Genomic DNA, 24,955 nt, shown 5'->3' with positions numbered 1-24,955 from the left:
CGTGCGCACAAGGGCCCCAGCCAGGAAACGGTGGACCGCACCTCCGACGGGCGGGCTGTGGACGGCTCGGGCGGCCGAGGAACGGCGTCCGCGCGAAGACGCCGCTCGCACACGGCGCTCGCGGGCACGGAACGCTTCGCCGTGGTCACGGACGTACAGCTGGCCGCGATCGAGTCTCTGCTCACCGCATTGGCGGCGAGCGCAATCGCCGATCACCCGAGCAGGTCGCCCGCCAGGCTGAGCACCATCGGCACCAGGCCGAGAAGCACGAATGCGGGCAGGAAGCAGAGGCCGAGCGGCAGGACGAGATGCACCCCGAGCGCGCCGGCGGCGGTCCGGGCTCGAGTACGCCGGTCCCGCCGAAGCTGCTCCGCTCGTGCGCGCAAGGCCGGTCCGGGCGCCGAGCCGGTGGTCCAGCTGGCCTCCAGCACGTCCACGACCTCGGCCAGCGGGGCCGCGGCGCCCGCCCACGCCGACTGCCAGGGCGCACCCAGGAGGAGCGCAGTGCCGCCCCGGGCCAAGGTCGCTCCCTGAGCTCCCCCGACGGCCGCGCCCACGGCCGACAACGCCCGAGGCACGGACGCACCCGCTGCGACCGCGACGTCCAGCAGGTCGAGGAGCAGGACGGCGTCCACCGCCGCGACTCCGGGTGAACGACGTGGAAGCGGTGCGTTCGACGCTTGGCGCTGCACCGAGAAGTTGCTCACCCACCACCACGGCCCGGTCGCCGCGCCGATGGCCAGCGTGATCACGACCGCAAGCGCGACGGGCGTCACGGGCGGGCAKCCCTGCGCAGCAGAGCGGCGGTCCACCACCGGCCGAGCAGGAGCAGCATGCCGCCGAGGACCGCCGCCGCCGTCCCCGGACCGCCGGACAGCACGACGCCCACGGGATCCGCGCCCAGCAGCCCGCCGAGCAGCAGCCCGAGCAGCGGCAGCCACGCGAGCACCCGGGCGGTCGCCCGCGGACCGGCCAGCGCGGCGCGGCGTTCGCCCTCGGCCTCCTCGTCTGCCGCCACCGCCGCGGCGATCCGGTCGAGAACGCCGGACAGCGGCGCCCCGAGGTCGTCGGACAGCCGGGCCGCCGCCACGACGGCTCGCGCTCGCTGACGGTCGCCGTCCGCGGGGCGGTTGCGTCGCCGCCTCCCCGAACGCGCAACCCGCCTCGACCGCGAGCGGGCGCCAACCGTGGCCGCGAGGAGCGTCTCCTCGGTCGGCACCGATCCTGCCGACGGGCGGCCAAGTGCCCTGCCCCACGCATCGGCCGGACTCGCCCCGGCCCGCAGCTGCGCGGAGGTCGCGAGCAGGACGGCCGAGAGGTCGGCGCTCGTCGGACCGGCAGGCCCGGGACCGGCGCGCGGTGCGGTCCGAGCCAAGCCGCCGYGCATCGGCCGCCCGCGCGGGCCACCGGCGACGCCGATCGCCAGCGCAACGAGCAGCCCGACAAGCAGGCTCACCGCGGTTCACCGATCTCGGCAGATCCGAGGCTGGTGACCCCGACCCGCACGGTCACCGCGTTTCACCGGTCTCGGCAGATCCGAGGCTGGTGACCCCGACCCGCACGCTCACCGCGCCACACCCATCGCCGCAACCCGGAGCCGGGCGCCACCGCCTGCACGCACAGCGCACCACACGGATCTCCCGAGACCTCACCGCGCGCCGCCCGCCGCGAGCCCGAGCCGCGCGGCGAGCTCGGGCCACCCCGGCCCGGACTCGGTCACGCCGGCCGGGTCGCAGCGCAGCGCGCACGCGACCTCGAGCGCCCCGGACGCGTCGCGCCGGACGACGCCGACCTCCGCCAGGTACCGCCGACCCCGGTCCGCAGCGGCCCGGCGCAGATGGAGCACGGCGTCGAACGCGCTGGACGCCTGCGCCGCGACGGCGTCGCGCGACATCCCTGCCAACGCCGCGAGCGCCTCGAGCCGCGCCGGCACGTCTGCGGCGGCGTTGGCGTGCACCGTCGCGCACCCGCCGTCGTGCCCGGTGTTCATGGCGGCCAGAACCTCGCGGACCTCAGCGCCGCGACACTCGCCGAGCACGATCCGGTCGGGCCGCATGCGCAGGGCGTGCCGGACGAGGTCTGTGAGGTCCACGCGGCCGGCGCCGTCGACGTTGGCCTGGCGGGCGACCAGCCGGACCACGTGCGGGTGCGCCGGAGAGAGCTCGCCGGCCTCCTCGACCACCACGATGCGTTCGTCCGGCGGCACCAGCGAGAGCAGCGCCGCGAGCAAGGTTGTCTTGCCAGAGCCGGTCGCGCCCGAGATCAGCACGTTGGCGCGGGTGGCCACGAGCGCCCGGACCACCGGGACGAGGGCGGTCGCCAGCGTTCCGGACGCGACGAGCTGATCCAGCGTGAACGCTCGCGCCCGCACGACGCGCAGGCTGATCAGGGCACCGGCGTCGGCGACAGGCGGCAGCACGGCATGCAACCGGGTCCCGTCCGGCAGCCTTCCGTCGACGGCCGGCGAGGCGTCGTCCAGACGTTGGCCGGCGGCTGCCGCGAGCCGCACCGCCAGGGCGCGCACCTCGTCGGCACCCCCGAGGTCCACTCCGGTCAGGGCCAGCCGGCCCGCTCTCTCGACCCACACCTCGTGCGGCCCGTTGACCAGCACGTCCGTGACCTCGGGATCGTCGAGGAACGCCTGCAGCCGGCCCGCACCGAAGAGCTCGTCGCGGACCGCCCGGGTCACCGACCCCAGGGCGGCGGACCCGAGCACCGCGCCGACGTCGCGCGCGGTGGCCTCGACGGCCGCCCCGACGGCCTCCACGTCGAGCCCGACGCGCGCCCGGACGGCGTCGAGGAACGCGGGTCCGACGGACCTCATCTCCCGAGCTCCCGCTCGAGGGCGCCGACGAGCCGGGCCGCGGCGCGCGCGAGGCGACCTCGGCTCGGCACCCCGCCGMGCTCGAGCGCCGCGGCGACACCCCGTTCCGTCGGCAGCGTCCCCAGCACCGGGAGCCGCACCGCGGCGGACAGGTCCGCGGTGCCGAGCCCACCCGGTGCGGGACCGCGCACGACCAGCCACGCCGGCACCGCGTCGAGCCGTGGCCGCGCCGCGAGGATCCCGGCGACTGCGCGCAAGTCCCGCGGCGCCACGACGAGGACGGCGTCGCACACGGCCGCGACCGACTCCCCCGCCACCGTCGCCGCTCGGTCCAGGTCGAGCACGAGCACTCCCGCCTCGAGCGTCAGCGCGTGCAGGACGTCGGCGACGACCGCCGGCTCGGGCGCCCCGGGCCGCTCGCGGTCGGCGCTGAGGACCGCGCACGGACCCCACCGCGGCAGCAGCGCCAGCACGTCGGCGCCGGGGACGTCACCGCGCGCGTCCGCGAGGTCGGGCCATCGGACGCCGTCCGCAGCCTCGAGCCCGAGCAGGACGTCGATCCCACCGGACGCGCGGTCGAGGTCGACCAGGACGGTTGCGGTCTCCCGCGCGAAGCGACGGGCGACGGCCGCGGCCAGCGTCGAGGCACCGGCACCACCGCGGCCGCCGACGACACCCACGACGAGCGCTCGCCGTGCTGACGTCGCGGCCGACGGCGGGGAGGGGAGGCCGGCGCGGGCCACCGCGAGGGGGGTCATCGGTGCACCTCTCCGTCCTGCCCGACCCGACCGCCGGCGCACGAGGAACACTGCCCCGGCCGGGCCGGTCGCGGTCCGGGCGCGGGCGAACCCGTGGACGCGGTCGCGCACGCGTGGGCTGTGGACGGCCCGGGCACCGACGGCGACGTGTCGGCACCGGCCACTAGGCTCGCGGCGAACCGCACGCCACCTCCCGGTGTCGCGCGCGCCCGACGACCGAGGCCCGGAGCAGCATGGACGAGCACCCCACGCAGGGCGACGCCGAACCGTCGCCGCGCGAGGCCGCGTTCTTCGACCTCGACAAGACGATCATCGCGACGTCGTCGGCGACCGCCTTCTCCCGCCCGTTCCTGGCGCGGGGCCTGCTGACGCGCCGGTCCGTGGTGCGCACGGCGTACGCGCAGGTGCTCTACCTGCTCGGCGGGGCCGACGAGGGCCAGACGGAGCGCCTGCGCGCCGAGCTGTCGCGCATGGTCGCCGGGTGGGACGTCGCGCAGGTGTCGGCCATCGTGGCCGAGACGCTGCACGAGTCGATCGACCCGACCGTGTACGCCGAGGCCGTCGCGCTGATCGAGGCCCATCACGCCGCGGGCCGGGATGTGGTCGTGGTGTCGGCGTCGGGGGGCGAGGTGGTCGAGCCGATCGCGGCGGTCCTCGGCGCGGACCACGTGATCGCGACCCGGATGAACGTGGTCGACGGCCGTTACAGCGGCGAGATCGACTTCTACGCGTACGGCGAGAACAAGGCGTCGGCCATCCGCGAGCTCGCGCAGGTCGAGGGCTACGACCTCGACGCCAGCTACGCCTATTCCGACTCGATCACGGACGCACCGATGCTCGGCACGGTCGGGCACGCGTTCGCGGTGAACCCCGACAAGGCGCTGCGCCGGCTCGCCCTCGAGCGCGGCTGGGGCACGTTGTCCTTCGTCCGACCGGTGGCGTTGTTCTCCTTCAAGAAGACCGCGCGCATCGCGTCCGCGAGCGGGATCGCGCTCGTGGTGGCCGCCCTCGTGCTCACGTGGATCCTCGTCCGTCGGCAGCGGCGTCGCGCCTGACGGCGTCCCGCATCACGGACGGACGTCCCAGCATCCGGCGGGCGCAGACGCCTGGCCTGCGCCGTCACCGTCTGGGGTTTCGCTCGTCGCGGACCTGGGGTACCAAGGGATCACAACTGCATGACCGCGAGGGTACCCACGCGCAGGAGAGCCCACCTATGGGCAGGTCGACCGGGCTGGTCCCGTCGCGACCGACACCGGTGCACGCCTGATCACCTTCCGGTCGGCTGTTGGCGACGGCGCCCCTGGGGCGCCGTCGTTCGTTCTGCCTAGGACGCCAACGACCCCGCCAGCACCGCGTCCGCGACCGCGCGGGCCTCGAGCGCCCCCTCGACCACCGCGGTGCCGTACGACCGCAGCCACCCGGCGACCCCGTCGGGAGTCCCGGAAGCAAACCCCGCCGCCGCACCGAGGTACGGGTTCAGCGCCGCCGCCCACGCCGCCTCCGCGACCACCGAACCGGTCGGGTCGAGACCGCGGGCCGTGAGGACGAGGCGCGCCACGGCGCGGGCGACCAGCCCGTTCCCGGCGCGGAACGGCCGCAGCGCGAGCAGCTCCCCCTGCACGACGGCGCCGACGACGAGGGCCGGCACGCTCGTCGCGCGCAGCGTCTGGTCGAGCAGATCGACACGCGCGGCCAGCTCGTCGCCGACGGGCGCCCACCCGAGACCGGTGAGGTCCTGCGGCTGCTCGACGGCCCGCAGGAGTCCGATGTCTGCCTCGGACAGCCACCCGCCGGCAGCCGCGACGTGCACGCGCACCAGCAGCTGGCGTAGCGGCGGCAGCGGAGCCGCACCCCGCGAACCCAGCGACGGCATGAGGCTCTCCACCAGCGCGGTCGCCCGCAGCCCCCCGACGACGACCGGCGCGTGACCGCCCTCGGTGGCCAGCGACCGGACCAAGGACAGCGGGACCCGCACGCCCTCGATCGCGCACGACGACCGGGTCACCCGCAGGCCGGCCTCGGCCCGCACCTCCTGCGAGCGCCGCCGATAGGCCTCGTGCCAGCGCAGCTCCTCGCACGCGACGCGGGCCCGCTCGACCGCGTCGGCGACGCCCGGAAGGTCCAGCAGCGGCGCGAGGGGGTCATGCACGCGCCCACCCTACGAGAGAGGCCACAATGGCGAGATGGTGTCACCGAGCGTCTCCTCGTCCATCACGGCACGGCTGGAGGTGCAGGCCCGACCGACCGCCGTCAGCGAGCTCACCACCGCGATCGAGAAGGCCGGCGGCATCGTCACCGCCCTCGACGTCACGGCGTCGGGACACGAGCAGATGACCGTCGACGTCACGTGCGCGACGCGCGGCGAGCAGCACGCGGCCGACATCGTGGAGGCCCTCAAAGGCCTCGAGGGCGTGGTCGTCGACCGCGTCAGCGACCGCACGTTCCTCATGCACATCGGCGGCAAGCTGTCGATCGAGTCCAAGGTCCCGCTGCGCAACCGCGACGACCTGTCGATGGTCTACACGCCGGGCGTGGCGCGCGTGTGCGAGGCCATCGCGGCCCACCCGGAGGACGCGCGCCGGCTCACCATCAAGCGCAACACCATCGCCGTCGTCACGGACGGCACCGCGGTGCTGGGGCTCGGCAACATCGGTCCGTTGGCCAGCCTGCCGGTCATGGAGGGCAAGGCGGTCCTGTTCAAGCGGTTCGCGGGCATCGACGCCTTCCCCATCGCGCTCGACACCCAGGACGTCGACCAGATCGTGGAGACCATCTGCGCGATCGCGCCCGTGTTCGCGGGCATCAACCTCGAGGACTTCTCGGCGCCGCGGTGCTTCGAGATCGAACGCCGGCTGCGGGAGCGCCTGGACATCCCGGTGTTCCACGACGACCAGCACGGCACCGCGATCGTCGTCGTCGCGGCGCTGACCAACGCGCTCAAGGTGGTCAAGAAGGACCTGGGCACGGTGCGGATCGTGCTCTCCGGCGCCGGCGCCGCGGGCACGGCCGTGCTCAAGCTGCTGCTCGCCGCGGGCGCGAAGGACGTCGTCGTCGCGGACATCGAGGGCGTCATCCGCGCGGACCGACCGGGGCTGGACGAGTCCCTGTTCTGGACGGCGAGCATGACCAACCCGCGCGGCATCACGGGGTCGATCCCGGACGCGCTCAAGGACGCCGACGTCTTCATCGGCGTCTCCGCCCCGGACGTCATCACCGGTCACGACGTGTCGACGATGGCCAAGGACTCGATCGTGTTCGCCCTGGCCAACCCCCGGCCCGAGGTCGACCCGGACGAGGCGGCGCAGTACGCAGCCGTCGTCGGCACCGGCCGCTCCGACTTCGCCAACCAGATCAACAACGTGCTGGCCTTCCCGGGCGTCTTCCGCGGACTGCTCGACGCCCAGTCGCACCGGATCACCAGCCGGATGCTGCTGGCGGCGGCGTACGCGCTGGCCTCGGTGGTCACGGACGACGAGCTCAACCCGACGTACATCGTGCCCAGCGTGTTCAACCCCGAGGTCACGACGGTCGTCGCGGCGGCCGTCACGAAGGCGGCGCAGACCCCGATCGAGGTCTAGACGCGACGAGACAGCTCGGCCGCCGCACGCTGCGTTGCGCGGGCGAGCGGTTCGGGCACCTCGCCGTCCGCGAACGTGACCGCGAGCCCCGCGATCGGAAACCCGGTGTGGTCGCGGACGGCCACCGCGACCGACGCGAAGCCCGCGGTCACGTCCCCGCGCTCCTGCGCCCAGCCGACCCGTCGGACCTCGGTGAGGACCGTCCGGAGCTCCGAGAGGCGACGAGGCCCGACGCCCGTCCGGTCGACGAACGCCTCCCGGCTCGGGAACAGCGCCCTGACCTGGGATGACGGCAGGTCGGCGAGGATCGCGCGCCCGCTGGCCGTGAGGTGCGCCGGCAGCCGCACGCCGACGTCCGTCACCAGCACGGGCCGACCTGCGGCGCGCTCCTCGACGACGTAGAGCACGTCCCGCCCGTGCAGGACGGCGAGGTGCGCACTCTCCCCGACCTGGTCGACGAGCCGCGCGAGGACCGGCCGCGCGGCGCGGGCCAGCGGCGCCTGGCGGGAGTACGCGGACCCGAGCTCGAAGGCGGCGAGCCCCAGACCGTACCGACGCTCCTCGGGGAGGTGGACGACGAACCCGTGCTGGGCCAGGACCGCGAGCAGGTGATAGGTCGTCGACCGCGGGAGGTCGAGGGCCGCCGCCAGGGCGGCGGCGGGCAGCGGGCCGGTGCGCGAGAGGTGGCGCAGCAGCCGGAGGGTGGCGTCGGCGGCCGGCACATCGCTCACGTCAGCTCCACGTATCTGGGATACCAGACGGTATCGCCCGCGACAGCCTAGGAGCGCGCGCCCTCGAGCGGTGTCATGAACCATGAGCACCACTGCTGCCACCGACACCGTCGTCGTCGGCACGGGCCCCGTCTCGATCGCCGACATCGTCGCGGTCGCCAGATACGGCGCGGGCGTGACGATTGCCGACGACGCCCTCGCGGCCATCGCCCGCGGCCGCGCGGTCGTCGACGACCTGGCCAGGGACACCCAGCCGCACTACGGCATCTCCACCGGCTTCGGCGCCCTGGCCACGCTCTCGATCCCTGCCGAGAAGCGCCGCGACCTCCAGCGCAGCCTCGTCCGCTCGCACGCCGCGAGCACCGGCCCCGAGGTCGAGCGCGAGGTCGTCCGCGCGCTCATGCTCCTGCGCCTCTCGACCCTGGCCACCGGCCACACCGGGGTCCGACCCGAGACCGCGCAGGCATACGCCGTGATGCTCGACGCCGGCGTCACGCCCGTGGTCCGTGAGTACGGCTCGCTCGGCTGCTCCGGCGACCTCGCCCCGCTGGCGCACTGCGCACTGGCGCTCATGGGCGAGGGCGAGGTCCGCGACGCCACCGGCACGCTCATGCCGGCCGCGGCGACGGGACTGAAAGCCGTCACGCTCACCGAGAAGGAGGGCCTCGCCCTCATCAACGGCACGGACGGCATGCTCGGCATGCTCGCGCTCGCGCTGCACGACCTCGACACCCTCCTGACCACGGCGGACGTCGCGGCGGCGATGAGCGTCGAGTCGCTGCTCGGCACGGACGCCGTCTTCGCTGCAGACCTCCAGGGCCTGCGCCCGCACCCCGGCCAGGCGACCTCGGCCGCGAACATCCGCGCGGTCCTGCACGGCTCCGGGATCATGGCAAGCCACAAGACCCCGGACTGCACCCGCGTGCAGGACGCCTACTCGCTGCGCTGCGCGCCGCAGGTGCACGGCGCGGCCCGGGACACGGCGCAGCACGCGCGGGACGTCGCCGAGCGCGAACTCGCCGCCGCCGTCGACAACCCCGTGATCACCGACGACGGCCGCGTGGAGTCGAACGGCAACTTCCACGGCGCCCCCGTCGGCTACGTGCTCGACTTCCTGGCCATCGCGGTCGCGGACGTCGCGAGCATGTCCGAGCGCCGCACCGACCGGTTCCTCGACGTCGCCCGCAACCACGGCCTGCCCGCGTTCCTCGCGCACGACCCCGGCGTCGACTCCGGCCTGATGATCGCGCAGTACACGGCCGCCGGGCTGGTCACGGAGCTCAAGCGTCTGGCGATGCCGGCGAGCGTCGACTCGATCCCGTCGTCGGCGATGCAGGAGGACCACGTCTCGATGGGCTGGCACGCGGCCCGCAAGCTGCGCCGATCCCTCGACGCGCTGACCCGCGTGCTCGGCATCGAGGTGCTCACCGCCGCCCGCGCGCAGGACCTGCGCGCGCCCCTGCCCCCCTCGCCCGTGACGAGAGCCGTCCGAGACCTGCTGCGGGAGGCCGGCATCCCCGGCCCCGGCCCCGACACGTACCTCTCCCCCGACCTCGAGACGGCAGCAGACGCCGTCCGCGACGAGAAGATCGCCGCCGCACTGACAGGAGCTCGCTCATGACCGCCGGCCCCCGCCCCGTCCGCGCCCCGCGCGGCACCACGCTCACCGCCCGCAGCTGGCAGACCGAGGCCCCGCTGCGGATGCTCATGAACAACCTCGACCCGGAGGTGGCCGAGCGCCCCGACGACCTGGTCGTGTACGGCGGGACGGGCAAGGCGGCCCGGTCGTGGGACGCGTACGACGGCATCGTGCGGACCCTGACGACGCTCGGCGACGACGAGACGCTGCTGGTCCAGTCGGGCAAGCCGGTCGGCGTGCTGCAGACCCACGAGTGGGCGCCGCGCGTGCTCATCGCCAACTCGAACCTCGTGGGCGACTGGGCCACCTGGCCCGAGTTCCGCCGGCTCGAGCAGCTCGGCCTGACCATGTACGGGCAGATGACTGCCGGCTCGTGGATCTACATCGGCACGCAGGGGATCCTGCAGGGCACGTACGAGACGCTCGCCGCGGTGGCGGCCAAGCGGTTCGGCGGGACGCTCGCCGGCACGCTGACCGTGACCGGTGGCTGCGGCGGGATGGGCGGCGCGCAGCCGCTCGCGGTGACCCTCAACGGCGGCGCGTGCCTGATCGTCGACGTCGACGGCGAGCGGCTGCACCGGCGGGTCCGCGAGCGCTACCTCGACCGGGTCGCGACGAGTCTCGACGAGGCGATAGCGCTGGTCACCGCAGCGCGCAGGGAGAAGCGAGCACTGTCGGTCGGCGTCGTCGGCAACTGCGCAGCCGTCCTGCCCGAGCTGCTGCAGCGCGGCGTCGAGGTCGACGTCGTCACCGACCAGACATCCGCACACGACCCGTTGTCCTACCTCCCGGTCGGCGTCGACGTCGCGGACTGGGCGTCCTACGCGGCAGCAAAGCCCGAGGAGTTCACGGAACGGGCGCGCGCGTCGATGGCCCGGCACGTCGGCGCGATGGTCGGGTTCATGGATGCCGGCGCCGAGGTGTTCGACTACGGCAACTCGATCCGCGACGAGGCCCGCCAGGGCGGCTACGACCGAGCGTTCGACTTCCCCGGCTTCGTGCCGGCCTACATCCGTCCGCTGTTCGCCGAGGGCAAGGGACCGTTCCGGTGGGCCGCGCTGTCCGGCGACCCCCGCGACATCGCCGTCACCGACCAGGCCGTGCTCGACCTGTTCCCCGACAACGACCACCTGCACCGCTGGATCCGCGCCGCCCAGGACCGGGTCGCGTTCCAGGGCCTCCCGGCGCGCATCTGCTGGCTCGGGCACGGCGAGCGAGACGTCGCCGGGCTGCGGTTCAACGAGCTCGTCGCGGACGGTTCCGTCGCAGCCCCGCTCGTCATCGGCCGCGACCACCTCGACGCCGGTTCCGTCGCGTCGCCGTACCGCGAGACCGAGGGCATGGCCGACGGCTCGGACGCCATCGCCGACTGGCCCCTGCTCAACGCCCTGGTCGCCGCCTCGTCGGGCGCCACGTGGGTATCGATCCACCACGGCGGCGGCGTCGGCATGGGCCGCTCGATCCACGCCGGGCAAGTCTCCGTCGCCGACGGGACCGAGCTCGCCGCCCGCAAGCTCGCGCGGGTGCTGTCCAACGACCCGGCCATGGGCGTCCTGCGGCACGTCGACGCCGGCTACCCGCGGGCCGACGAGGTCGCGGCCGCCCACGGGCTGCGCGTGCCGATGCGGGAGGGTGGGGCGTGACGTTCGCGAGCACGTGGGCCGACCTCGAGCCCGTCGGCCGCGCGTCCGACGGCGGCTACCGCCGGTTCGCCTGGACGCACGAGGACCACGTACTGCGCGAATGGTTCGCCGGCGAGGCGGAGGCCCGCGGACTCTCCGTCACGACCGACCGCGCCGGGAATCAGTGGGCCTGGTGGGGCGACCCGGACACGACTCCGGGGATCGTCACCGGCAGCCACCTCGACTCAGTGCCCGGCGGCGGCGCGTTCGACGGCCCGCTCGGCGTCGTCAGTGGCTTCGCGGCCCTGGACGCGCTCCGTTCACGCGGCTTCGAGCCGAGCAGGCCGCTCGGCCTCGCCAACTTCGTCGACGAGGAGGGCGCCCGCTTCGGCGTCGCCTGTGCCGGGTCGCGGCTGATCACCGGGGTGCTCGACCCGGATCGAGCGAGGGGCCTGAAGGACGGAGACGGGGTCACGATGGCCGAGGCGCTCACGCGAGCCGGTCGCGACCCGTCGACCGTCGGCCGCGACGACGAGACCCTCCGCCGCATCGCCTCCTTCGTCGAGCTGCACGTCGAGCAGGGCCGCGGCCTCGTGCACACGGGTGACCCCGTCGGCGTCGGCCGGATGATCTGGCCGCACGGCCGCTGGCGGGTCGACCTGCGCGGCGAAGCCAACCACGCCGGCACCACGCCTTTGGCCGACCGTCGCGACCCGATGCTCGACCTCGCGGCGTTCATCGCGCACGTGCGGTCGGCGGCGCAGGACGCCGGCGCGCTCGCGACCGTCGGCAAGCTGCAGGTGGAACCGAACGGCGTCAACGCGATCCCGTCGCAGGTCACGGCCTGGCTGGACGTCCGCGCGGAGGACGAGTCGGCGGTCCGCGAGGTGCTCTCGTCGCTGAACGACTACGCACCCGCCGAGGAGTCCTGGACCCCGGTCACGCTGCTCGACGCCGACCTCGCCGACGTCATCGCGGACGCCCTGGACGACCCGCCACGCCTCGGCACGGGCGCCGGCCACGACGCCGGCATCCTCGCCGCCGCGGGCGTCCCGACGGCGATGCTCTTCGTCCGCAATCCGTCGGGCATCTCGCACGCGCCCGCGGAGGACGCCGACGAGGCCGACTGTCTGGCCGGCATCGACGCGCTCACGGCCACCCTCGAACGGCTGCTCTCGTGACCACCTATTGGGCGGCGCACGCACACCTTCCCGGCGGGCTCGCCGAGGACGTCCGCATCTCGGTCGCCGACGGTCGCATCACCAAGGTGTCCGCGGGGGTCCGTGCCGACGAGGCCGACCATCGCCTCCCCGGCGTCGTCCTGCCCGGCTTCGCCAACACCCACTCCCACGCGTTCCACCGCGCGCTCCGCGGCCGGACGCACGACGACGGCGGCACGTTCTGGACCTGGCGCGACCGGATGTACGCCCTGGCCGCGACGCTGACGCCGGACACCTACCTCGCGCTCGCCCGCGCGGCCTACGCCGAGATGGTCCTCGCGGGCGTCACCGCGGTCGGCGAGTTCCACTACCTGCACCACGCCCCCGGCGGCACCCCGTACGACGACCCGAACGTCATGGCCGAGGCCCTGCGCACCGCGGCCCGCGATGCCGGCCTGCGCATCACTCTCCTGGACACGGCGTACCTCACGGGCGGCATCGACGCCCCGCTCGAGGGCACCCAGCGCCGGTTCGGTGACCACGACGCCGACGCCTGGGCCACCCGCGTCGCCGCCATCCGCCCCGACGACACCCTCACGGTCGGCGCCGCGATCCACTCGGTCCGCGCGGTCCCGCTCGACGCGATCCCCGCGATCGCCGCCCACGCCACGGGCCGACCGCTGCACGTCCACCTCTCCGAGCAGCGCCTGGAGAACGAGCAGTCGCTGGCCACGTTCGGCGCGACGCCGGCGCGGGTGCTGGAGGACGCAGGGGCGCTCGGCCCTGACACGACCGCGGTCCACGCGGTGCACGTCACCCCGGAGGACGTCGCGATCCTCGGGTCCACCCGCACCGGCGTCTGCCTGTGCCCGTCGACCGAGCAGGACCTCGGCGACGGGATCGCCCCCGGCGACCTGCTGCGGAGCGCGGGTGCTCGGCTGTCCGTCGGCAGCGACCAGCACGTGCGCACCGACCTGCTCGCGGAGGCCCGGTCCGTCGAGATGCACGAGCGCCTCGCCGGCGAGTCCCGCGGCGTCTTCACGCCCGCTCAGCTCCTCGACCTCCTCACGTCCGGCGGCCACGCGAGCCTCGGCGACCCCACGGGCGGCCGGCTGCAAGAGGGCGCCCCCGCGGACCTCGTCGCCGTCCGCACCGACACCCCGCGGACGGCGGGTGCCGACCCGGCGCAGCTCGTCCTCGTCGCGGGCAGCGCAGACATCGACACCGTCGTGGTCGGCGGCGTCGTGCGTGTCGCGGACGGCCAGCACGTACTCGGCGACGTCGGCGCGATGCTGGGCTCGGCGATCGCCGCCGCGTGGGAGGGGACCCGATGACGTCGCACCTGGTCACGGGCATCGGCGAGCTCACCACGCACGACGGGCGGTTCGACGGCGCGCTGCTCGACGCCGCGCTCGTCGCCGAGGACGGCGTGATCGCCTKGGTCGGGCCCGCGCGCGAGGCTCCGGAGGCCGACGACAGGACCGACGTCGGCGGCGCCGCGGTGATCCCCGGCTTCGTCGACAGCCACACCCACCTGGTCTTCGCAGGTGACCGCTCCGCCGAGTTCGAGGCCCGCATGGCCGGCACCCCGTACACGGGCGGCGGCATCGCGACGACGGTCACGGCGACGCGCGCGGCGTCCGACGACGACCTCCGCGCACGCCTGAGCACGCTGGTCGCCGAGGCCCGCGCCCAGGGCACGACGACCCTCGAGATCAAGAGCGGCTACGGCCTCGACGTCGCCAGCGAGCAGCGCCTGCTCCGCCTGGCCCGCGAGGTCACGCCCGAGACGACGTTCCTCGGCGCGCACGTCGTCCCGTCCGGCATCGACCGCGCCGACTACCTCGCCCTGGTGACCGGCCCGATGCTCGCGGCCTGCGCGCCGCACGCCCGCTGGGCCGACGTCTTCTGCGAGCCGGCGAGCCCGCACGCGTTCGACGGAGACGAGGCCCGCGCGGTGCTGAAGGCCGCGGCCGGGGCCGGCCTCGGCCTGCGTGTTCACGGCAACCAGCTCGGCCACGGCCCGGGCGTGCAGCTCGCCGTCGAGCTCGGCGCCGCCAGCGTCGACCACTGCACGTTCCTGTCCGACGCCGACGTCGCGGCACTGGCCGGCAGCGACACGGTCGCCACCCTGTTGCCCGGTGTCGAGTTCTCCACCCGCTCGCCGTACCCGGACGCCCGCCGCCTGCTCGACGCGGGCGTCGAGGTCGCCCTGGCCACCGACTGCAACCCGGGCACGTGCTTCTCGACGTCGATCCCCCTGATGATCGCGCTGGCGGTCCGCGAGATGGGCCTCACGGTCGCCGAAGCCGTCCGCGCAGCCACGCTCGGCGGCGCGCACGCCCTGCGTCGCGACGACATCGGCCACCTGCGCCTGGGCGCCCGCGCCCACCTGGCCGTCCTCGACGCCCCGACCCACCGCCACCTGGCCTACCGCCCGGGCGTCCCGATCGCGCGGGCGCTGACGCTCTAGGTGAAGACTTTGTTGCGCCCACCGCAACGAAGTCTTCTCCTCGCGCGCTCTCGACCGCGGCGCCGCCCGCGGGTCGTCAGACCAGGCGGCGCGCCCGCAGCACCTCGTCGACGTGGTGGTGCGCCTGACCGCTGGTCGGCACGGCCCGAGCGCGCCGCTCGTCGACCTCGATCGACCAGCCGTCACCCAGGGCGTCGACGACGTCCTGGTGGTCGACGTAGTCGTCGGGGTCGTAGCCGCGGGACAGCGCCTCCTCGCGGTCGACGTCGGCGTGGTGCACCACCACGAGGAGGCCGCCCGGCGCGACGGCATCCACCAGCGCGCGCTCGGCGTCGTGCGTCGGGCTGCGCAGCAGCGCGGGGTACTGCGCGGACACGAGGTCGTACGAAGCCGCGGTCAGCCCCGCCTCCACAAGCCCCGCGTGCACCCACGTGACCTCGGCCCCGGCGTCGCTCGCGTGCAGCGCGGCACGGTCGAGGGCCACCTGCGACACGTCGAGCGCGGTGACCGTCCAGCCCCGGCTCGCCAGCCAGACGGCGTCCGCGCCCTCGCCGCACCCGACGTCGAGCGCGCGGCCCGGGGTCAGGCCGGCCACCTCCGCGACGAGGGTGCCGTTCGGCTCCCCGCTCCAGACCTGCTCCGACGCGGAGTAGCGCTCGTCCCAGTCGACACTCATGAGGCCCACGTCGCGCGCGTGTACTGCGGCTGCCAGGCCGCGTCGTCGGGAACGCCGAGCTCGTGCGCCGCGCGCAGCGGCCAGAACGGGTCGCGCAGACCCTCGCGGCCCAGCAGGATCGCGTCCGCCGATCCGTCGGCCAGCACCGCCTCGGCCTGTGCGGGGTCGGTGAGCAGCCCGACGGCGGCGACGGGGACACCGGACGTCGCGCGGACCTCCCGGGCGGCGGGCACCTGGTAGCCGGGGCCGACGGGGATCGTCGCGGGCGCGTTGCCGCCGGTCGAGACGTCGACCAGGTCGACGCCGTGCCCGCCCAGCTCCTTGGCCACCTGGGCGACCTCCTCGACCGTGAGCCCGCCGTCGACCCAGTCGGTCGCGGACAGCCGCACGAACAGCGGCTTCTCGTCGGGCCAGGCGGCGCGGACGGCGTCGGCTGTCTCGATCAGCAGCCGCGCGCGGTTCTCCAGCGGGCCGCCGTACTGGTCGTCGCGGTCGTTGGACAGGGGCGACAGGAACTGGTGCAACAGGTAGCCGTGGGCGGCGTGCAGCTCGACAACGTCGAACCCGGCGTGGTCGGCCCGGCGCGCGGCGGCGGCGAACGCGGCGGGGATGCCGGCGATCTCGTCGAGCGTCAACGCGCGCGGGTGGGCGTAGCCGGGGAACGCCGTCGCGGACGGGCCGACGGTGGCCCACCCGCCCTGGTCGAGCGGCACCGAGCCGCGCCCGCCCGAGAACGGGGAGTACGTCGAGGCCTTGCGGCCCGCGTGCGCCAGCTGGACCCCGATCTTGGTCCCGCGCTCGTGCACGAAGTCGGTGATGCGGCGCCACTCGGCCACGTGCAGGTCGTGCCAGAGCCCGGTGTCCTCCGGGGAGATGCGCCCCTCGGGGACGACGGCGGTCGCCTCGGCGAGGAGCAGGCCGAACCCGCCGGACGCCCGCGAGCCCAGGTGCACCAGGTGCCAGTCGTTGGGGCTGCCGTCGACGGCGGAGTACTGGCACATCGGGGCCAGCCAGGCGCGGTTGGCGAAGGTGGTACCCCGAAGGGTGAGCGGCGAGAAGAGAAGAGTCACGTCGGCTCGCAACCGCTGCGACGGCCTCCCGATTCCCGGGCCCTTAGGCCCCCGTCCCGCCGCGGGGGCCCATGGACGATGGGGCGTGCTGACTATCCAAGAGACCGTCGATGCCCAGGCGGATGCCGCCCGCCACAAGGTGGAGCTGACCTCCACGCCCGGCCTCTTCCTCGTGCGCACGATGCTGGCCGGCGCGTACATCGGGATCGGCGTCCTCATCATGGCCACGGCCGGCGGCCCGCTGGCGGTGGCCGGCTCGCCGTTCACGCCGCTGGTGCAGGGCCTCGTGTTCGGCGTCGCGCTGACCATCGTGCTCGTCGCCGGCGCGGAGCTGGCGACCTCCGCGATGATGATCCTCACCCAGGGCGCCCTGCGCGGCGCCGTCGGCTGGGCCCGGGCGGGCGTGACGCTCCTCGCCTGCCTCGTCGGCAACCTGCTCGGCGCGATGCTCTTCGCGCTGCTGGTCCACGCCTCGGGCGTGCTGGCGCCCGGCACTCCCGGCGGCACGGTGCTGGCGGGCATGGTCGAGCACAAGGCCCACGAGACGTCCGGGCAGCTGCTCGTCCGGGGCATCCTCTGCAACCTGCTGGTGTGCCTGGCGATCTGGTGCGCGGCCCGGCTGCGCAGCGAGGGAGCCCGGATCGCCGTGGTCTTCGCGTGCGTGATGGTGTTCATCACCTCGGGCTTCGAGCACGTCGTCGCCAACATGACGACGTTCTCGCTCGGGCTGTACGGCGGGCTGCCGGGCGCGACGATCGCCGAGATGGCCAGGAACATCGCCTTCGTCGGCCTCGGCAACGTGATCGGTGGCGCGATCCTGGTGGGCGCCGCGTACGCGTACGGGAGCCACCCGCGGCAGGCGGCCGACGAGTCCGATGTGCCCGTCTCGGGCGCGCTGCCCAGCGACGAGGAGCGCGTGGCAATACGGTGACCGGACAGCGACGCCGACCGGCGCCGCACCCGCGCCCGAGGAGCACGCATGAGCACCTCCGACCCGAACCGCCCCGGCGGTCCCGACGAGGCACCGGCTGCCGACGAGTCCGCCGACACGATCGAGCCGACCACCCCGGCCTCCGACGACTCCCCCGCCCACCAGGTCGCCCCGGGCGTCGAGACGCTCGACCCCCCGGCCGCGACCGAGGCCGACGCGGACGGCGAGCCCTCCACCAAGGCCGACGCTCCTGTGGAGCCGGTCGAGCCCTCGCCCGCCACGGGCGCCCTGCCGCTCGCGACGACGGCCGAGCCGGCCCTCGACACCGGCCGCCACGCGGTCGTCCGCCCCGCGCCGACGCCGCCCGACGAGCCCGTGGCCGAACCGGTGGCCGTGGAGACACCCGCGCCGACCCCGGAGCCGACTGCRCCGGTCGAGCCCGAGCCAGTCGTCCCCGTCGCCGCGTACGCCGCGGCCCCCGCGACCGAGCCCCCGGTCGCCCCGCCGACCACCGCCGAGGACGACCGGCTGTTCCCCGACCCGAACGCCCCGCGCTCCACGTCGGTCGGCTCGCACATCCTCGGCGTCCTGGTCGGCCTCATCCTGGGGCCGGTCGGCGTCGGCGTGCTCCTGCTCGGGCAGTCGCGGATCCTCGCGGCCCAGGTGGACGGCTGGGACGCGTCGACCGAGGTCCTCGGGATCGTCCTTGTCTCGGTCGGCCTGCTGCTGCTCGCGTTCGTGCTGCTCCTMGCGCTGTGGACGCCCGCGGTGCCGATCACGGCCRGGACGATCCTCACGCTCGCCGGGATCGTCTACCTGTTCGCCCCGTCTGTCGCCCGCGAGCAGACGCTCAACGTCCTGACCTCCTCGGGCTGGCGCCTCACCGTCACGCAGGTGACTGTCGCCGGCACCTCCGGCACCGTGCTGGCCGTCGGCTTCCTGCTGCTGCTCGCCGGCCTGGTGGCGGCGTCGGCGCGGCGTCGCGGCGTCCGCTTCGGGGAGTTCCGCGAGCGCCACCGCGTCTGACGGGCAGGAACGGTGAGGTCGCCGCGGTCCGGCTAGAGTGCGGAACCGGGCCTGCGGGCTTCACCTGCACCGACGTCGCTGCACAGGAGGTGGTCCTTGTGACCGAACAAGGGACCGACACCACGCCCGCCGAGGGCGCCCAGACCCACGAGCCCGGCCTCGAGAACCTGCTCACCGAGGACCGCCGGTTCCCGCCGAGCCCCGAGTTCGCCGCCCAGGCCAACGCCCAGCACGACCTGTACGCGTGGGCCAACGCCGACCGGCCCAGCTTCTGGGCGGACCAGGCGCGCGAGCTGCTCAGCTGGGAGAAGCCGTTCGAGGAGGTCCTCGATTGGTCGAAGGCGCCGTTCGTGCGGTGGTTCGCCGACGGGACCCTGAACGCGGCGTACAACGCGGTCGACCGGCACGTCGAGGCGGGCAACGGCGACCGGGTCGCCCTCCACTTCGAGGGCGAGGGCGGCGACACCCGGACGCTCACGTACGCGGACCTGCAGCGCGAGGTCTCGAAGGCCGCCAACGCGTTCACCGCGCTCGGCATCGGCACCGGTGACCGCGTCGCCATCTACCTGCCGCTGATTCCCGAGGCGGTCGTCACCATGCTGGCGTGCGCCCGCATCGGCGCCCCGCACTCCGTGGTCTTCGGCGGGTTCTCGGCCGAGGCGCTGAGCACCCGGATCAACGACGCCGAGGCCAAGCTCGTCGTCACCGCGGACGGCGGCTACCGCCGTGGCGCGCCCAGCGCGCTCAAGCCCGCGGTCGACGAGGCGCTGACCAAGGGCACGCCGTCGGTCGAGCACGTGCTGGTCGTGAAGCGCACGGGCCAGGACGTGGCCTGGAACACCGACGTCGACGTGTGGTGGTCGGACGTCGTCGACACCGCGAGCGACCAGCACACCCCGGTCGCGGTCGAGGCCGAGCACCCGCTGTTCATCCTCTACACGTCGGGCACCACGGGGAAGCCGAAGGGCATCTTCCACACCACCGGCGGTTACCTCACGCAGGCGGCGTACACGCACCGCAACGTCTTCGACCTCAAGCCCGAGACCGACGTGTACTGGTGCACGGCCGACATCGGCTGGATCACCGGCCACACCTACGTCGTCTACGGGCCGCTCATCAACGGCGCCACGCAGGTGATCTACGAGGGCACGCCGGACACGCCGCACCGCGGCCGGTGGTGGGAGATCATCGAGAAGTACAAGGTGTCCATCCTGTACACCGCGCCTACCGCGATCCGTACATGCATGAAGTGGGGCGAGGAGATCCCCGGCAAGTTCGACCTCTCGAGCCTCCGCGTGCTCGGGTCGGTGGGCGAGCCCATCAACCCCGAGGCGTGGATCTGGTACCGCCGCGTCATCGGCGGGGACACGGCGCCGATCGTCGACACGTGGTGGCAGACCGAGACCGGCGCCATCATGATCAGCCCGCTGCCGGGCGTGACGGAGACCAAGCCGGGGTCGGCCCAGGTGCCGGTGCCGGGCATCGCGGCGGACGTCGTCGACGACGAGGCGCAGTCCGTGCCGAACGGTGCCGGCGGCTACCTGGTGCTCACCGAACCGTGGCCGTCGATGCTGCGCGGCATCTGGGGCGACCCGGACCGCTACGTCGACACCTACTGGTCGCGCTTCAAGGGCCTCTACTTCGCGGGCGACGGCGCCAAGAAGGACGCCGACGGCGACATCTGGCTGCTCGGCCGCGTCGACGACGTCATGAACGTCTCGGGCCACCGGCTGTCGACCACCGAGATCGAGTCCGCGCTGGTCAGCCACCCCTGGGTCGCCGAGGCCGCGGTCGTCGGTGCCGCCGACGAGACCACGGGCCAGGCGGTCGTCGCGTTCGTCATCCTGCGCGGCGACGCGGGCGGCGGCGACCAGGACGCGGACGCCGTGCAGACCGAGCTGCGCAACCACGTGGCCAAGGAGATCGGGCCCATCGCGAAACCGCGGCAGATCCTCGTGGTCGCCGAGCTGCCCAAGACGCGCTCCGGCAAGATCATGCGCCGCCTGCTGCGGGACGTGGCGGAGAACCGTCAGGTCGGGGACGCCACCACGCTGGCGGACTCGTCGGTCATGGCCCTGATCGCACAGGGCCTGTCCGCCCCGGGAGCCAAGCAGGAGGACTGAGCCGGAGCGCAGCGCAGGGTGGGGGTCGCGCAGCGGCACCCGCCCGGAGCGCAGCGCAGGGTGGGGGTCACGCAGCGGCACGCGCCCGGAGCGGAGCGCAGGCTCAGGCCGACCTCAAGCTGGAGGACTGAGCTCCCGCGCGTCGGCCGACGCCTCCGCGGCGGCGTTCGCCGGGCTGAGCGCGAGAGCGATGCAGCCGGCGAGCGCCAACGCGGTGCCGACGACGGCCGCTGGGACCCAGCCGTCGCGAACCTTGTCCCCCAGCACGGCGATGCCGACGACGCCGGGGATGACGACCTCGAGCACGGACACGATCGAGGCGGCCGTGCCGACGGAGCCTCGCTCGAGCGCCCGCAGGTAGGACAGGGCGCCGGCGATCGCGCATAGCACGATCGCGATGGCCACCGGCTGCAGCACGGTCGCGAGGAAGCCGTCGCTCTCGGTGGCCGCGCGCGCGGCRATCGCGGCGCCGGAGTACCCCAGCCCGCCCAGGATCCCCAGCAGGATGGGTGGGCCGGCCTTGTAGAACACCGCGGTGAGCACGACGAGGGCGGCCGACGCGGCAATCATGATCGCGACGAACCCGTCGGGCGGGGCGACCGCGGGCTGCTCGCCGCCGGACAACGACACGAGCACGAGCGCACCGACGACCACGAGCACGGCGACGCGGTCGATCGGTCGCATCCGGGTGCCCAGCACGAAACGCGCGAGGATCACGACGACCACCAGCGACGACGCGATGATCGCCTGCACGACGAACAGCGGCAGGCTGTTGAGCGCCGCGAGCGACAGGACCCAGGCGAGCACGTCGACGCCGAACGCGGCGATGACCAGCGGTTGCTTGACCACCGCCAGCCCCGCCGCCCTCCGGGTGGCGACGGCCTGCATGATCGTGCTGATGCCGTAGGCGATCGAGGAGATCACCGCGGCGAGGATGGCGACGATCATGTGGCCGCCCCGATGCTCCCGAGGAAGCGACCGATCACGGGGATCTCCGTGACTCCCTCGGCGCCGGCAAGCACGAGGGCCTGCGTCGCGACGAACTCGACGGAGTCCAGCACCACGTACCGCGGCACCCAGCCGGGGTCGAACTTCTCGTTGAACGTGCTGAGCGTGCCCATCTGGGTGCCCTGCGAGAGGCGCTGCAGGATGGGCTTGGCCAGGGCGTCCATCCGCGAGGCCGCCTCCGGGTCGCCTTCGAGCACCTCCCGCATCATCGCGAAGTTCAGGCCGAGGCCGCGCTCGCCGCGGGCCGCCAGGTGGGCGATGGTCGCGACGATGGTCGAGTCGATGAGGCCGTTGGGCAACCCCTCGACGTCGGTCCGACGCCGCATCACGTCGAGCGACCAGCCGCCGATGTCGGTGGCCGGGACCCACTGGACGAACGCGTCGACCCGTCCGGTGGGGTCGCGCGTCACCGAGAGCAGGAGGCCGGTGTCGTCGGGCTGGAACAGCCGCGAGAGCGTCATCGAGAACCCGCGCTCGGTGTCGCCCTGCCGGGAGTCGTCGCTCATCGCCGCGATCTGCTCCCGGAGCGCCGAGTCGATGGTGGCCGGGTCGTGGAAGCTGGTGACGTAGCCGGCCCGGTCGATGCGGTTCACGGCCTGCCGCAGCGACTTGTGCGAGCGGCCCGCCAGGCTGAACGTCGGGCAGTCGACGATGGCCTCGTCGCCCAGGTAGACCGTGCGCAGCCCGCTCGACTCGTACTCGGGCAGCCAGTCCGCGGCCGCGCCGACGACCGCGACGGACCAGCCGAAGTCGTCGGCGTAGTCGAGGAACTCCGCCCAGGCGAGCACCTTCTCCCCGGGCGGCCCGATCGGGTCGGGCGAGACCAGACAGACTCCCGCGCGCACCGAGTGCGCCACCACGGACGACCCGCTGAAGAACCAGTCCTTGTCGTCGCGCAGCGCGAAGTAGTCGAGCGTCCCGCCGCCGTGCTGCTGCACCAGCAGCCGCGCCCGTTCCCTCTCGTCGCGGTGGTCCGCCGGGCTCAGGCGGTGCGGGCGGCGCGGGGAGAGCAGGGACCACAGCAGGACGACGACGAACACGACGGTCAACAGGTACGTGATCGGGGCCAGGACGTGGCCGAGGCGGTCGATCTGAGAGTCCGTCGGGTCGGCCACGAGCGCCCAGACGACCAGGCCGACGAACAGGACGACGACGAAGACGACGCCCGCGACCACCCAGAGGATCGCCCGGCGGACCTGGCGCCGCGTCGGCAGCACCGGGAACGCCTTGCCCTGCGCCGCGAGCCACACCGCCCCCGCGGCGACCGCGACGGCCGAGAGCACGTCGGGTCCCTTCGCCAGGTGGAGGAACGTCGAGACGGCGAGCGTCGCGATGGTCGCGATCCAGGCGAGCCGGTGGCCTCTGCGCAAGCCGCGCGCCGTGAGCAGGAGGATCACCGACACCAGGACCAGGGTCGGACGGGCGGTGTGCATCACGAGGCCCGGCACGAGGTCACGCACGAAGCCCAGCCGCTGCCAGAGCGGGTGCGCCGCGGCCGAGACGAGCCCGAGCACGGCGAGCGCGAGGACCACGCGCGACGCGAGCACCCGGACGTGGTTGCGGCGCCGCTGCTCCTCGATGGCGGACCGGGCGGTGCGCGGGATGGGCACGCTGCTGGCCGTCATGCGCCCAGTGTGCCCGGTTCCGTCCACCGAGCCGTGACGCCGTCCGAGCGATGAGCGCCAGACCGACGAGTCCGGAGGTCAGCGCCGGTGTGAAGCGTTTCGGGCCGTGGAGAGCGCCTGCCGGACCTGGTTGTGTGACGACGCACCCGCCCGTCGACCGGCCGGCGGAACGGCGGGTGGGTGCATCCACGCGTCGACCGCCCGCTGCGCTGTCGCCACCCAGATGCCCACGGAACGAGGAAGTCCCATGAGGTCTCGCAGGTCCTTGCTGTCCGGCGCCGCCCTGGCCGCCGCCGTCGTCGCGCTCGGCGCGACGTCGCTGTTCTCCACGGCCGCCCAGGCCGCCACACCGCCCGGCCTGCACGTGTCGGGCACCCAGCTGGTCGAGAAGGACGGGACCCCGTTCGTTGCCCGCGGCGTCAGCCACGCGCACACCTGGTACACCTCGCAGACCGCCACCGCGATCCCCGCCATCCGGGCCGCCGGCGCCAACGCCCTCCGGGTCGTCCTGTCCGACGGCACGCGCTGGACCAAGAACGACGCCACCGACGTCGCCAACATCATCAGCCTGTGCAAGGCCAACAAGCTGATCTGCATGCTCGAGGACCACGACACCACCGGCTACGGCGAAGAGGGCGCCGCCGCAAGCCTCGACACGGCCGCCAACTACTGGATCTCGCTGGCCTCCGTGCTCAAGGGCCAGGAGGACTACATCCAGATCAACATCGGCAACGAGCCCTTCGGCAACAACGACACCGCCAACACGAAGTGGGCGGGCGACACCGCCGCGGCGATCAAGAAGCTGCGCGCCGCCGGCCTGCACCACAACATCGTGGTCGACGCCCCCGCCTGGGGTCAGGACTGGAAGAACATCATGCGGGACAGCGCCGCGACCGTCGCCGCAGCCGACCCCGACGCCAACACCCTCTTCTCCATCCACATGTACGGCGTCTACACCACCGCGTCCTCGATCACGACGTACCTCGACGCGTTCAAGACCGCCGGCCTGCCGCTGATCATCGGCGAGTTCGGCTACCGGTCCAGCTCCGCCGACGTCGACGACGCCACCGTGATGGCCGAGGCCGTGAAGCGGAACATCGGCTACTACGGCTGGTCGTGGTCGGGCAACACCGACCCCGTGCTCGACATGGTGCTGGGCTTCAACCCCGCCAACCTGTCGCCGTGGGGCCAGAAGGTGCTCAACGGGGTCAACGGCATCAGGTCCACGGCCGTGACCGCCAAGATCTACGGCGGTGTCCAGCCGACGACGCCGGCGCCGACCACCCCGGCACCGACGACCCCGGCACCGACGACCCCGGCACCCACCACCCCCGCGCCGACGACTCCCGCACCCACGACCCCGGCGCCGACGACTCCCGCGCCGACCACCCCCGCGCCGGGCAAGGCTTGCACGGCGTCGCTCGTCGTGAGCAACGTGTGGCCCGGCGGCTACCAGGCGGCCGTGACGGTCAAGGCCGGCAGCGCCATGATCAGCGGCTGGACGACCTCGTTCGCGCTGCCCGCCGGCGGTTCCGTCCAGTCCGGCTGGTCCGGCACGTACGCCCAGTCCGGCACCACCGTGACCGTGTCCAACGCCGCCTGGAACGGGCTGCTCGGCTCCGGGGGCAGCACCACGTACGGGTTCGTCGGCAGCGGTACCGCACCCGGCTCCTCGACCGCGGTGAGCTGCACCGCCGGCTGAGCCGTTCTG

At 74.0% G+C, this 24,955-nt stretch carries 21 protein-coding genes; 11 read left to right on the top strand and 10 right to left on the bottom strand.

Annotated elements, in window-relative coordinates:
• Positions 1-212 precede the first annotated feature (212 nt).
• The 4 genes from AC1DYZ_RS13350 to ssd all read right to left on the bottom strand — a co-directional run bounded on the left by AC1DYZ_RS13350 (position 213) and on the right by ssd (position 3,582).
• Positions 213-776: a type II secretion system F family protein gene (locus AC1DYZ_RS13350; RefSeq protein ID WP_477065675.1), complete on the bottom strand. Its 564-nt coding sequence runs from the start codon at positions 774-776 to the stop codon at positions 213-215.
• On the bottom strand, positions 773-1,090 hold the full coding sequence (locus tag AC1DYZ_RS13345; protein WP_477065674.1) for a hypothetical protein: 318 nt from the start codon (positions 1,088-1,090) through the stop codon (positions 773-775). The genes AC1DYZ_RS13350 and AC1DYZ_RS13345 overlap by 4 nt, the downstream gene beginning before the upstream one ends.
• Before the next feature lie 558 nt (positions 1,091-1,648).
• Entirely contained in the window at positions 1,649-2,824 is a 1,176-nt protein-coding gene (locus tag AC1DYZ_RS13340; RefSeq protein WP_477065673.1) for a TadA family conjugal transfer-associated ATPase, read from the bottom strand.
• The gene (gene ssd / locus AC1DYZ_RS13335; RefSeq protein WP_477065672.1) at positions 2,821-3,582 is read right to left on the bottom strand and encodes a septum site-determining protein Ssd; all 762 of its coding nucleotides are present in this window, start codon (positions 3,580-3,582) and stop codon (positions 2,821-2,823) included. Before ssd ends, AC1DYZ_RS13340 begins: the two co-directional genes overlap by 4 nt.
• A gap of 233 nt (positions 3,583-3,815) precedes the next feature.
• Between ssd and AC1DYZ_RS13330 the strand changes: the two genes are divergently transcribed.
• On the top strand, positions 3,816-4,637 hold the full coding sequence (locus AC1DYZ_RS13330; protein ID WP_477065671.1) for an HAD family hydrolase: 822 nt from the start codon (positions 3,816-3,818) through the stop codon (positions 4,635-4,637).
• A 269-nt stretch (positions 4,638-4,906) separates the two neighbouring features.
• On the opposite strand, the gene AC1DYZ_RS13325 is transcribed toward AC1DYZ_RS13330, so the two are convergent.
• Positions 4,907-5,731 (bottom strand): Fic family protein, encoded by an 825-nt coding sequence (locus tag AC1DYZ_RS13325; protein ID WP_477065670.1) that lies wholly within the window; start codon positions 5,729-5,731, stop codon positions 4,907-4,909.
• A gap of 34 nt (positions 5,732-5,765) precedes the next feature.
• Here AC1DYZ_RS13325 and AC1DYZ_RS13320 point away from each other — a divergent pair, with 34 nt between their 5' ends.
• Positions 5,766-7,160, top strand: a complete 1,395-nt coding sequence (locus AC1DYZ_RS13320; RefSeq protein ID WP_477065669.1) for an NAD-dependent malic enzyme — start codon at positions 5,766-5,768, stop codon at positions 7,158-7,160.
• On the opposite strand, the gene AC1DYZ_RS13315 is transcribed toward AC1DYZ_RS13320, so the two are convergent.
• Positions 7,157-7,891, bottom strand: coding sequence for an IclR family transcriptional regulator (locus AC1DYZ_RS13315; RefSeq protein WP_477065668.1), 735 nt, complete (start codon positions 7,889-7,891; stop codon positions 7,157-7,159). The genes AC1DYZ_RS13320 and AC1DYZ_RS13315 overlap by 4 nt on opposite strands.
• A gap of 82 nt (positions 7,892-7,973) precedes the next feature.
• On the opposite strand from AC1DYZ_RS13315, the gene hutH reads away from it, so the two are divergent.
• The 5 genes from hutH to hutI are packed head-to-tail and all read left to right on the top strand — an operon-like array spanning position 7,974 to position 14,785.
• Entirely contained in the window at positions 7,974-9,512 is a 1,539-nt protein-coding gene (gene hutH, locus AC1DYZ_RS13310) for a histidine ammonia-lyase (RefSeq protein WP_477065667.1), read from the top strand.
• Positions 9,509-11,173, top strand: a complete 1,665-nt coding sequence (gene hutU, locus AC1DYZ_RS13305) for a urocanate hydratase (RefSeq protein WP_477065666.1) — start codon at positions 9,509-9,511, stop codon at positions 11,171-11,173. The genes hutH and hutU overlap by 4 nt, the downstream gene beginning before the upstream one ends.
• Positions 11,170-12,333, top strand: a complete 1,164-nt coding sequence (locus tag AC1DYZ_RS13300; protein WP_477065665.1) for an allantoate amidohydrolase — start codon at positions 11,170-11,172, stop codon at positions 12,331-12,333. Before hutU ends, AC1DYZ_RS13300 begins: the two co-directional genes overlap by 4 nt.
• A complete protein-coding gene (locus AC1DYZ_RS13295) occupies positions 12,330-13,646 on the top strand; it encodes a formimidoylglutamate deiminase (protein WP_477065664.1) in 1,317 nt (438 codons plus the stop codon). The genes AC1DYZ_RS13300 and AC1DYZ_RS13295 overlap by 4 nt, the downstream gene beginning before the upstream one ends.
• Positions 13,643-14,785: an imidazolonepropionase gene (hutI, locus tag AC1DYZ_RS13290; RefSeq protein WP_477065663.1), complete on the top strand. Its 1,143-nt coding sequence runs from the start codon at positions 13,643-13,645 to the stop codon at positions 14,783-14,785. Before AC1DYZ_RS13295 ends, hutI begins: the two co-directional genes overlap by 4 nt.
• A 76-nt stretch (positions 14,786-14,861) precedes the next feature.
• Here the strand turns inward: hutI and AC1DYZ_RS13285 are convergent, their stop codons facing one another.
• Together AC1DYZ_RS13285 and AC1DYZ_RS13280 are read right to left on the bottom strand one after the other, a co-directional pair.
• Entirely contained in the window at positions 14,862-15,461 is a 600-nt protein-coding gene (locus tag AC1DYZ_RS13285) for a class I SAM-dependent methyltransferase (protein ID WP_477065662.1), read from the bottom strand.
• Complete coding sequence (locus tag AC1DYZ_RS13280; RefSeq protein ID WP_477065661.1) at positions 15,458-16,531, bottom strand: NADH:flavin oxidoreductase/NADH oxidase; 1,074 nt, start codon at positions 16,529-16,531, stop codon at positions 15,458-15,460. Before AC1DYZ_RS13280 ends, AC1DYZ_RS13285 begins: the two co-directional genes overlap by 4 nt.
• A gap of 85 nt (positions 16,532-16,616) precedes the next feature.
• On the opposite strand from AC1DYZ_RS13280, the gene AC1DYZ_RS13275 reads away from it, so the two are divergent.
• From AC1DYZ_RS13275 to acs, 3 genes are all read left to right on the top strand, one after another.
• Positions 16,617-17,462: a formate/nitrite transporter family protein gene (locus tag AC1DYZ_RS13275; protein ID WP_477065660.1), complete on the top strand. Its 846-nt coding sequence runs from the start codon at positions 16,617-16,619 to the stop codon at positions 17,460-17,462.
• A 48-nt stretch (positions 17,463-17,510) separates the two neighbouring features.
• Positions 17,511-18,488: a hypothetical protein gene (locus AC1DYZ_RS13270; RefSeq protein WP_477065659.1), complete on the top strand. Its 978-nt coding sequence runs from the start codon at positions 17,511-17,513 to the stop codon at positions 18,486-18,488.
• 98 nt (positions 18,489-18,586) lie between these two features.
• Positions 18,587-20,611, top strand: a complete 2,025-nt coding sequence (gene acs, locus AC1DYZ_RS13265; protein WP_477065658.1) for an acetate--CoA ligase — start codon at positions 18,587-18,589, stop codon at positions 20,609-20,611.
• A gap of 114 nt (positions 20,612-20,725) precedes the next feature.
• Here the strand turns inward: acs and AC1DYZ_RS13260 are convergent, their stop codons facing one another.
• Together AC1DYZ_RS13260 and AC1DYZ_RS13255 are read right to left on the bottom strand one after the other, a co-directional pair.
• Entirely contained in the window at positions 20,726-21,559 is an 834-nt protein-coding gene (locus AC1DYZ_RS13260; protein WP_477065657.1) for a hypothetical protein, read from the bottom strand.
• Positions 21,556-23,244 (bottom strand): bifunctional lysylphosphatidylglycerol flippase/synthetase MprF, encoded by a 1,689-nt coding sequence (locus tag AC1DYZ_RS13255; RefSeq protein WP_477065656.1) that lies wholly within the window; start codon positions 23,242-23,244, stop codon positions 21,556-21,558. The genes AC1DYZ_RS13260 and AC1DYZ_RS13255 overlap by 4 nt, the downstream gene beginning before the upstream one ends.
• Positions 23,245-23,491: 247 nt before the next feature.
• Here AC1DYZ_RS13255 and AC1DYZ_RS13250 point away from each other — a divergent pair, with 247 nt between their 5' ends.
• On the top strand, positions 23,492-24,946 hold the full coding sequence (locus AC1DYZ_RS13250; RefSeq protein ID WP_477065655.1) for a cellulase family glycosylhydrolase: 1,455 nt from the start codon (positions 23,492-23,494) through the stop codon (positions 24,944-24,946).
• The last annotated feature ends 9 nt before the right edge of the window (positions 24,947-24,955 follow it).

The organism is Cellulomonas sp. P1_C4, from assembly GCF_056406355.1.
Note: the sequence above shows the minus strand (reverse complement) of the source record. Positions and strands in the feature narration are given on the sequence as shown.

Coding starts and splice junctions, on each gene's coding strand:
- AC1DYZ_RS13285 (WP_477065662.1), bottom strand. CDS start 15,461: ATGAGTGTCGACTGGGACGAGCGCTACTCCGCGTCGGAGCAGGTCTGG.
- hutU (WP_477065666.1), top strand. CDS start 9,509: ATGACCGCCGGCCCCCGCCCCGTCCGCGCCCCGCGCGGCACCACGCTC.
- AC1DYZ_RS13330 (WP_477065671.1), top strand. CDS start 3,816: ATGGACGAGCACCCCACGCAGGGCGACGCCGAACCGTCGCCGCGCGAG.
- AC1DYZ_RS13250 (WP_477065655.1), top strand. CDS start 23,492: ATGAGGTCTCGCAGGTCCTTGCTGTCCGGCGCCGCCCTGGCCGCCGCC.
- hutH (WP_477065667.1), top strand. CDS start 7,974: ATGAGCACCACTGCTGCCACCGACACCGTCGTCGTCGGCACGGGCCCC.
- AC1DYZ_RS13340 (WP_477065673.1), bottom strand. CDS start 2,824: ATGAGGTCCGTCGGACCCGCGTTCCTCGACGCCGTCCGGGCGCGCGTC.
- AC1DYZ_RS13320 (WP_477065669.1), top strand. CDS start 5,766: ATGGTGTCACCGAGCGTCTCCTCGTCCATCACGGCACGGCTGGAGGTG.
- AC1DYZ_RS13255 (WP_477065656.1), bottom strand. CDS start 23,244: ATGACGGCCAGCAGCGTGCCCATCCCGCGCACCGCCCGGTCCGCCATC.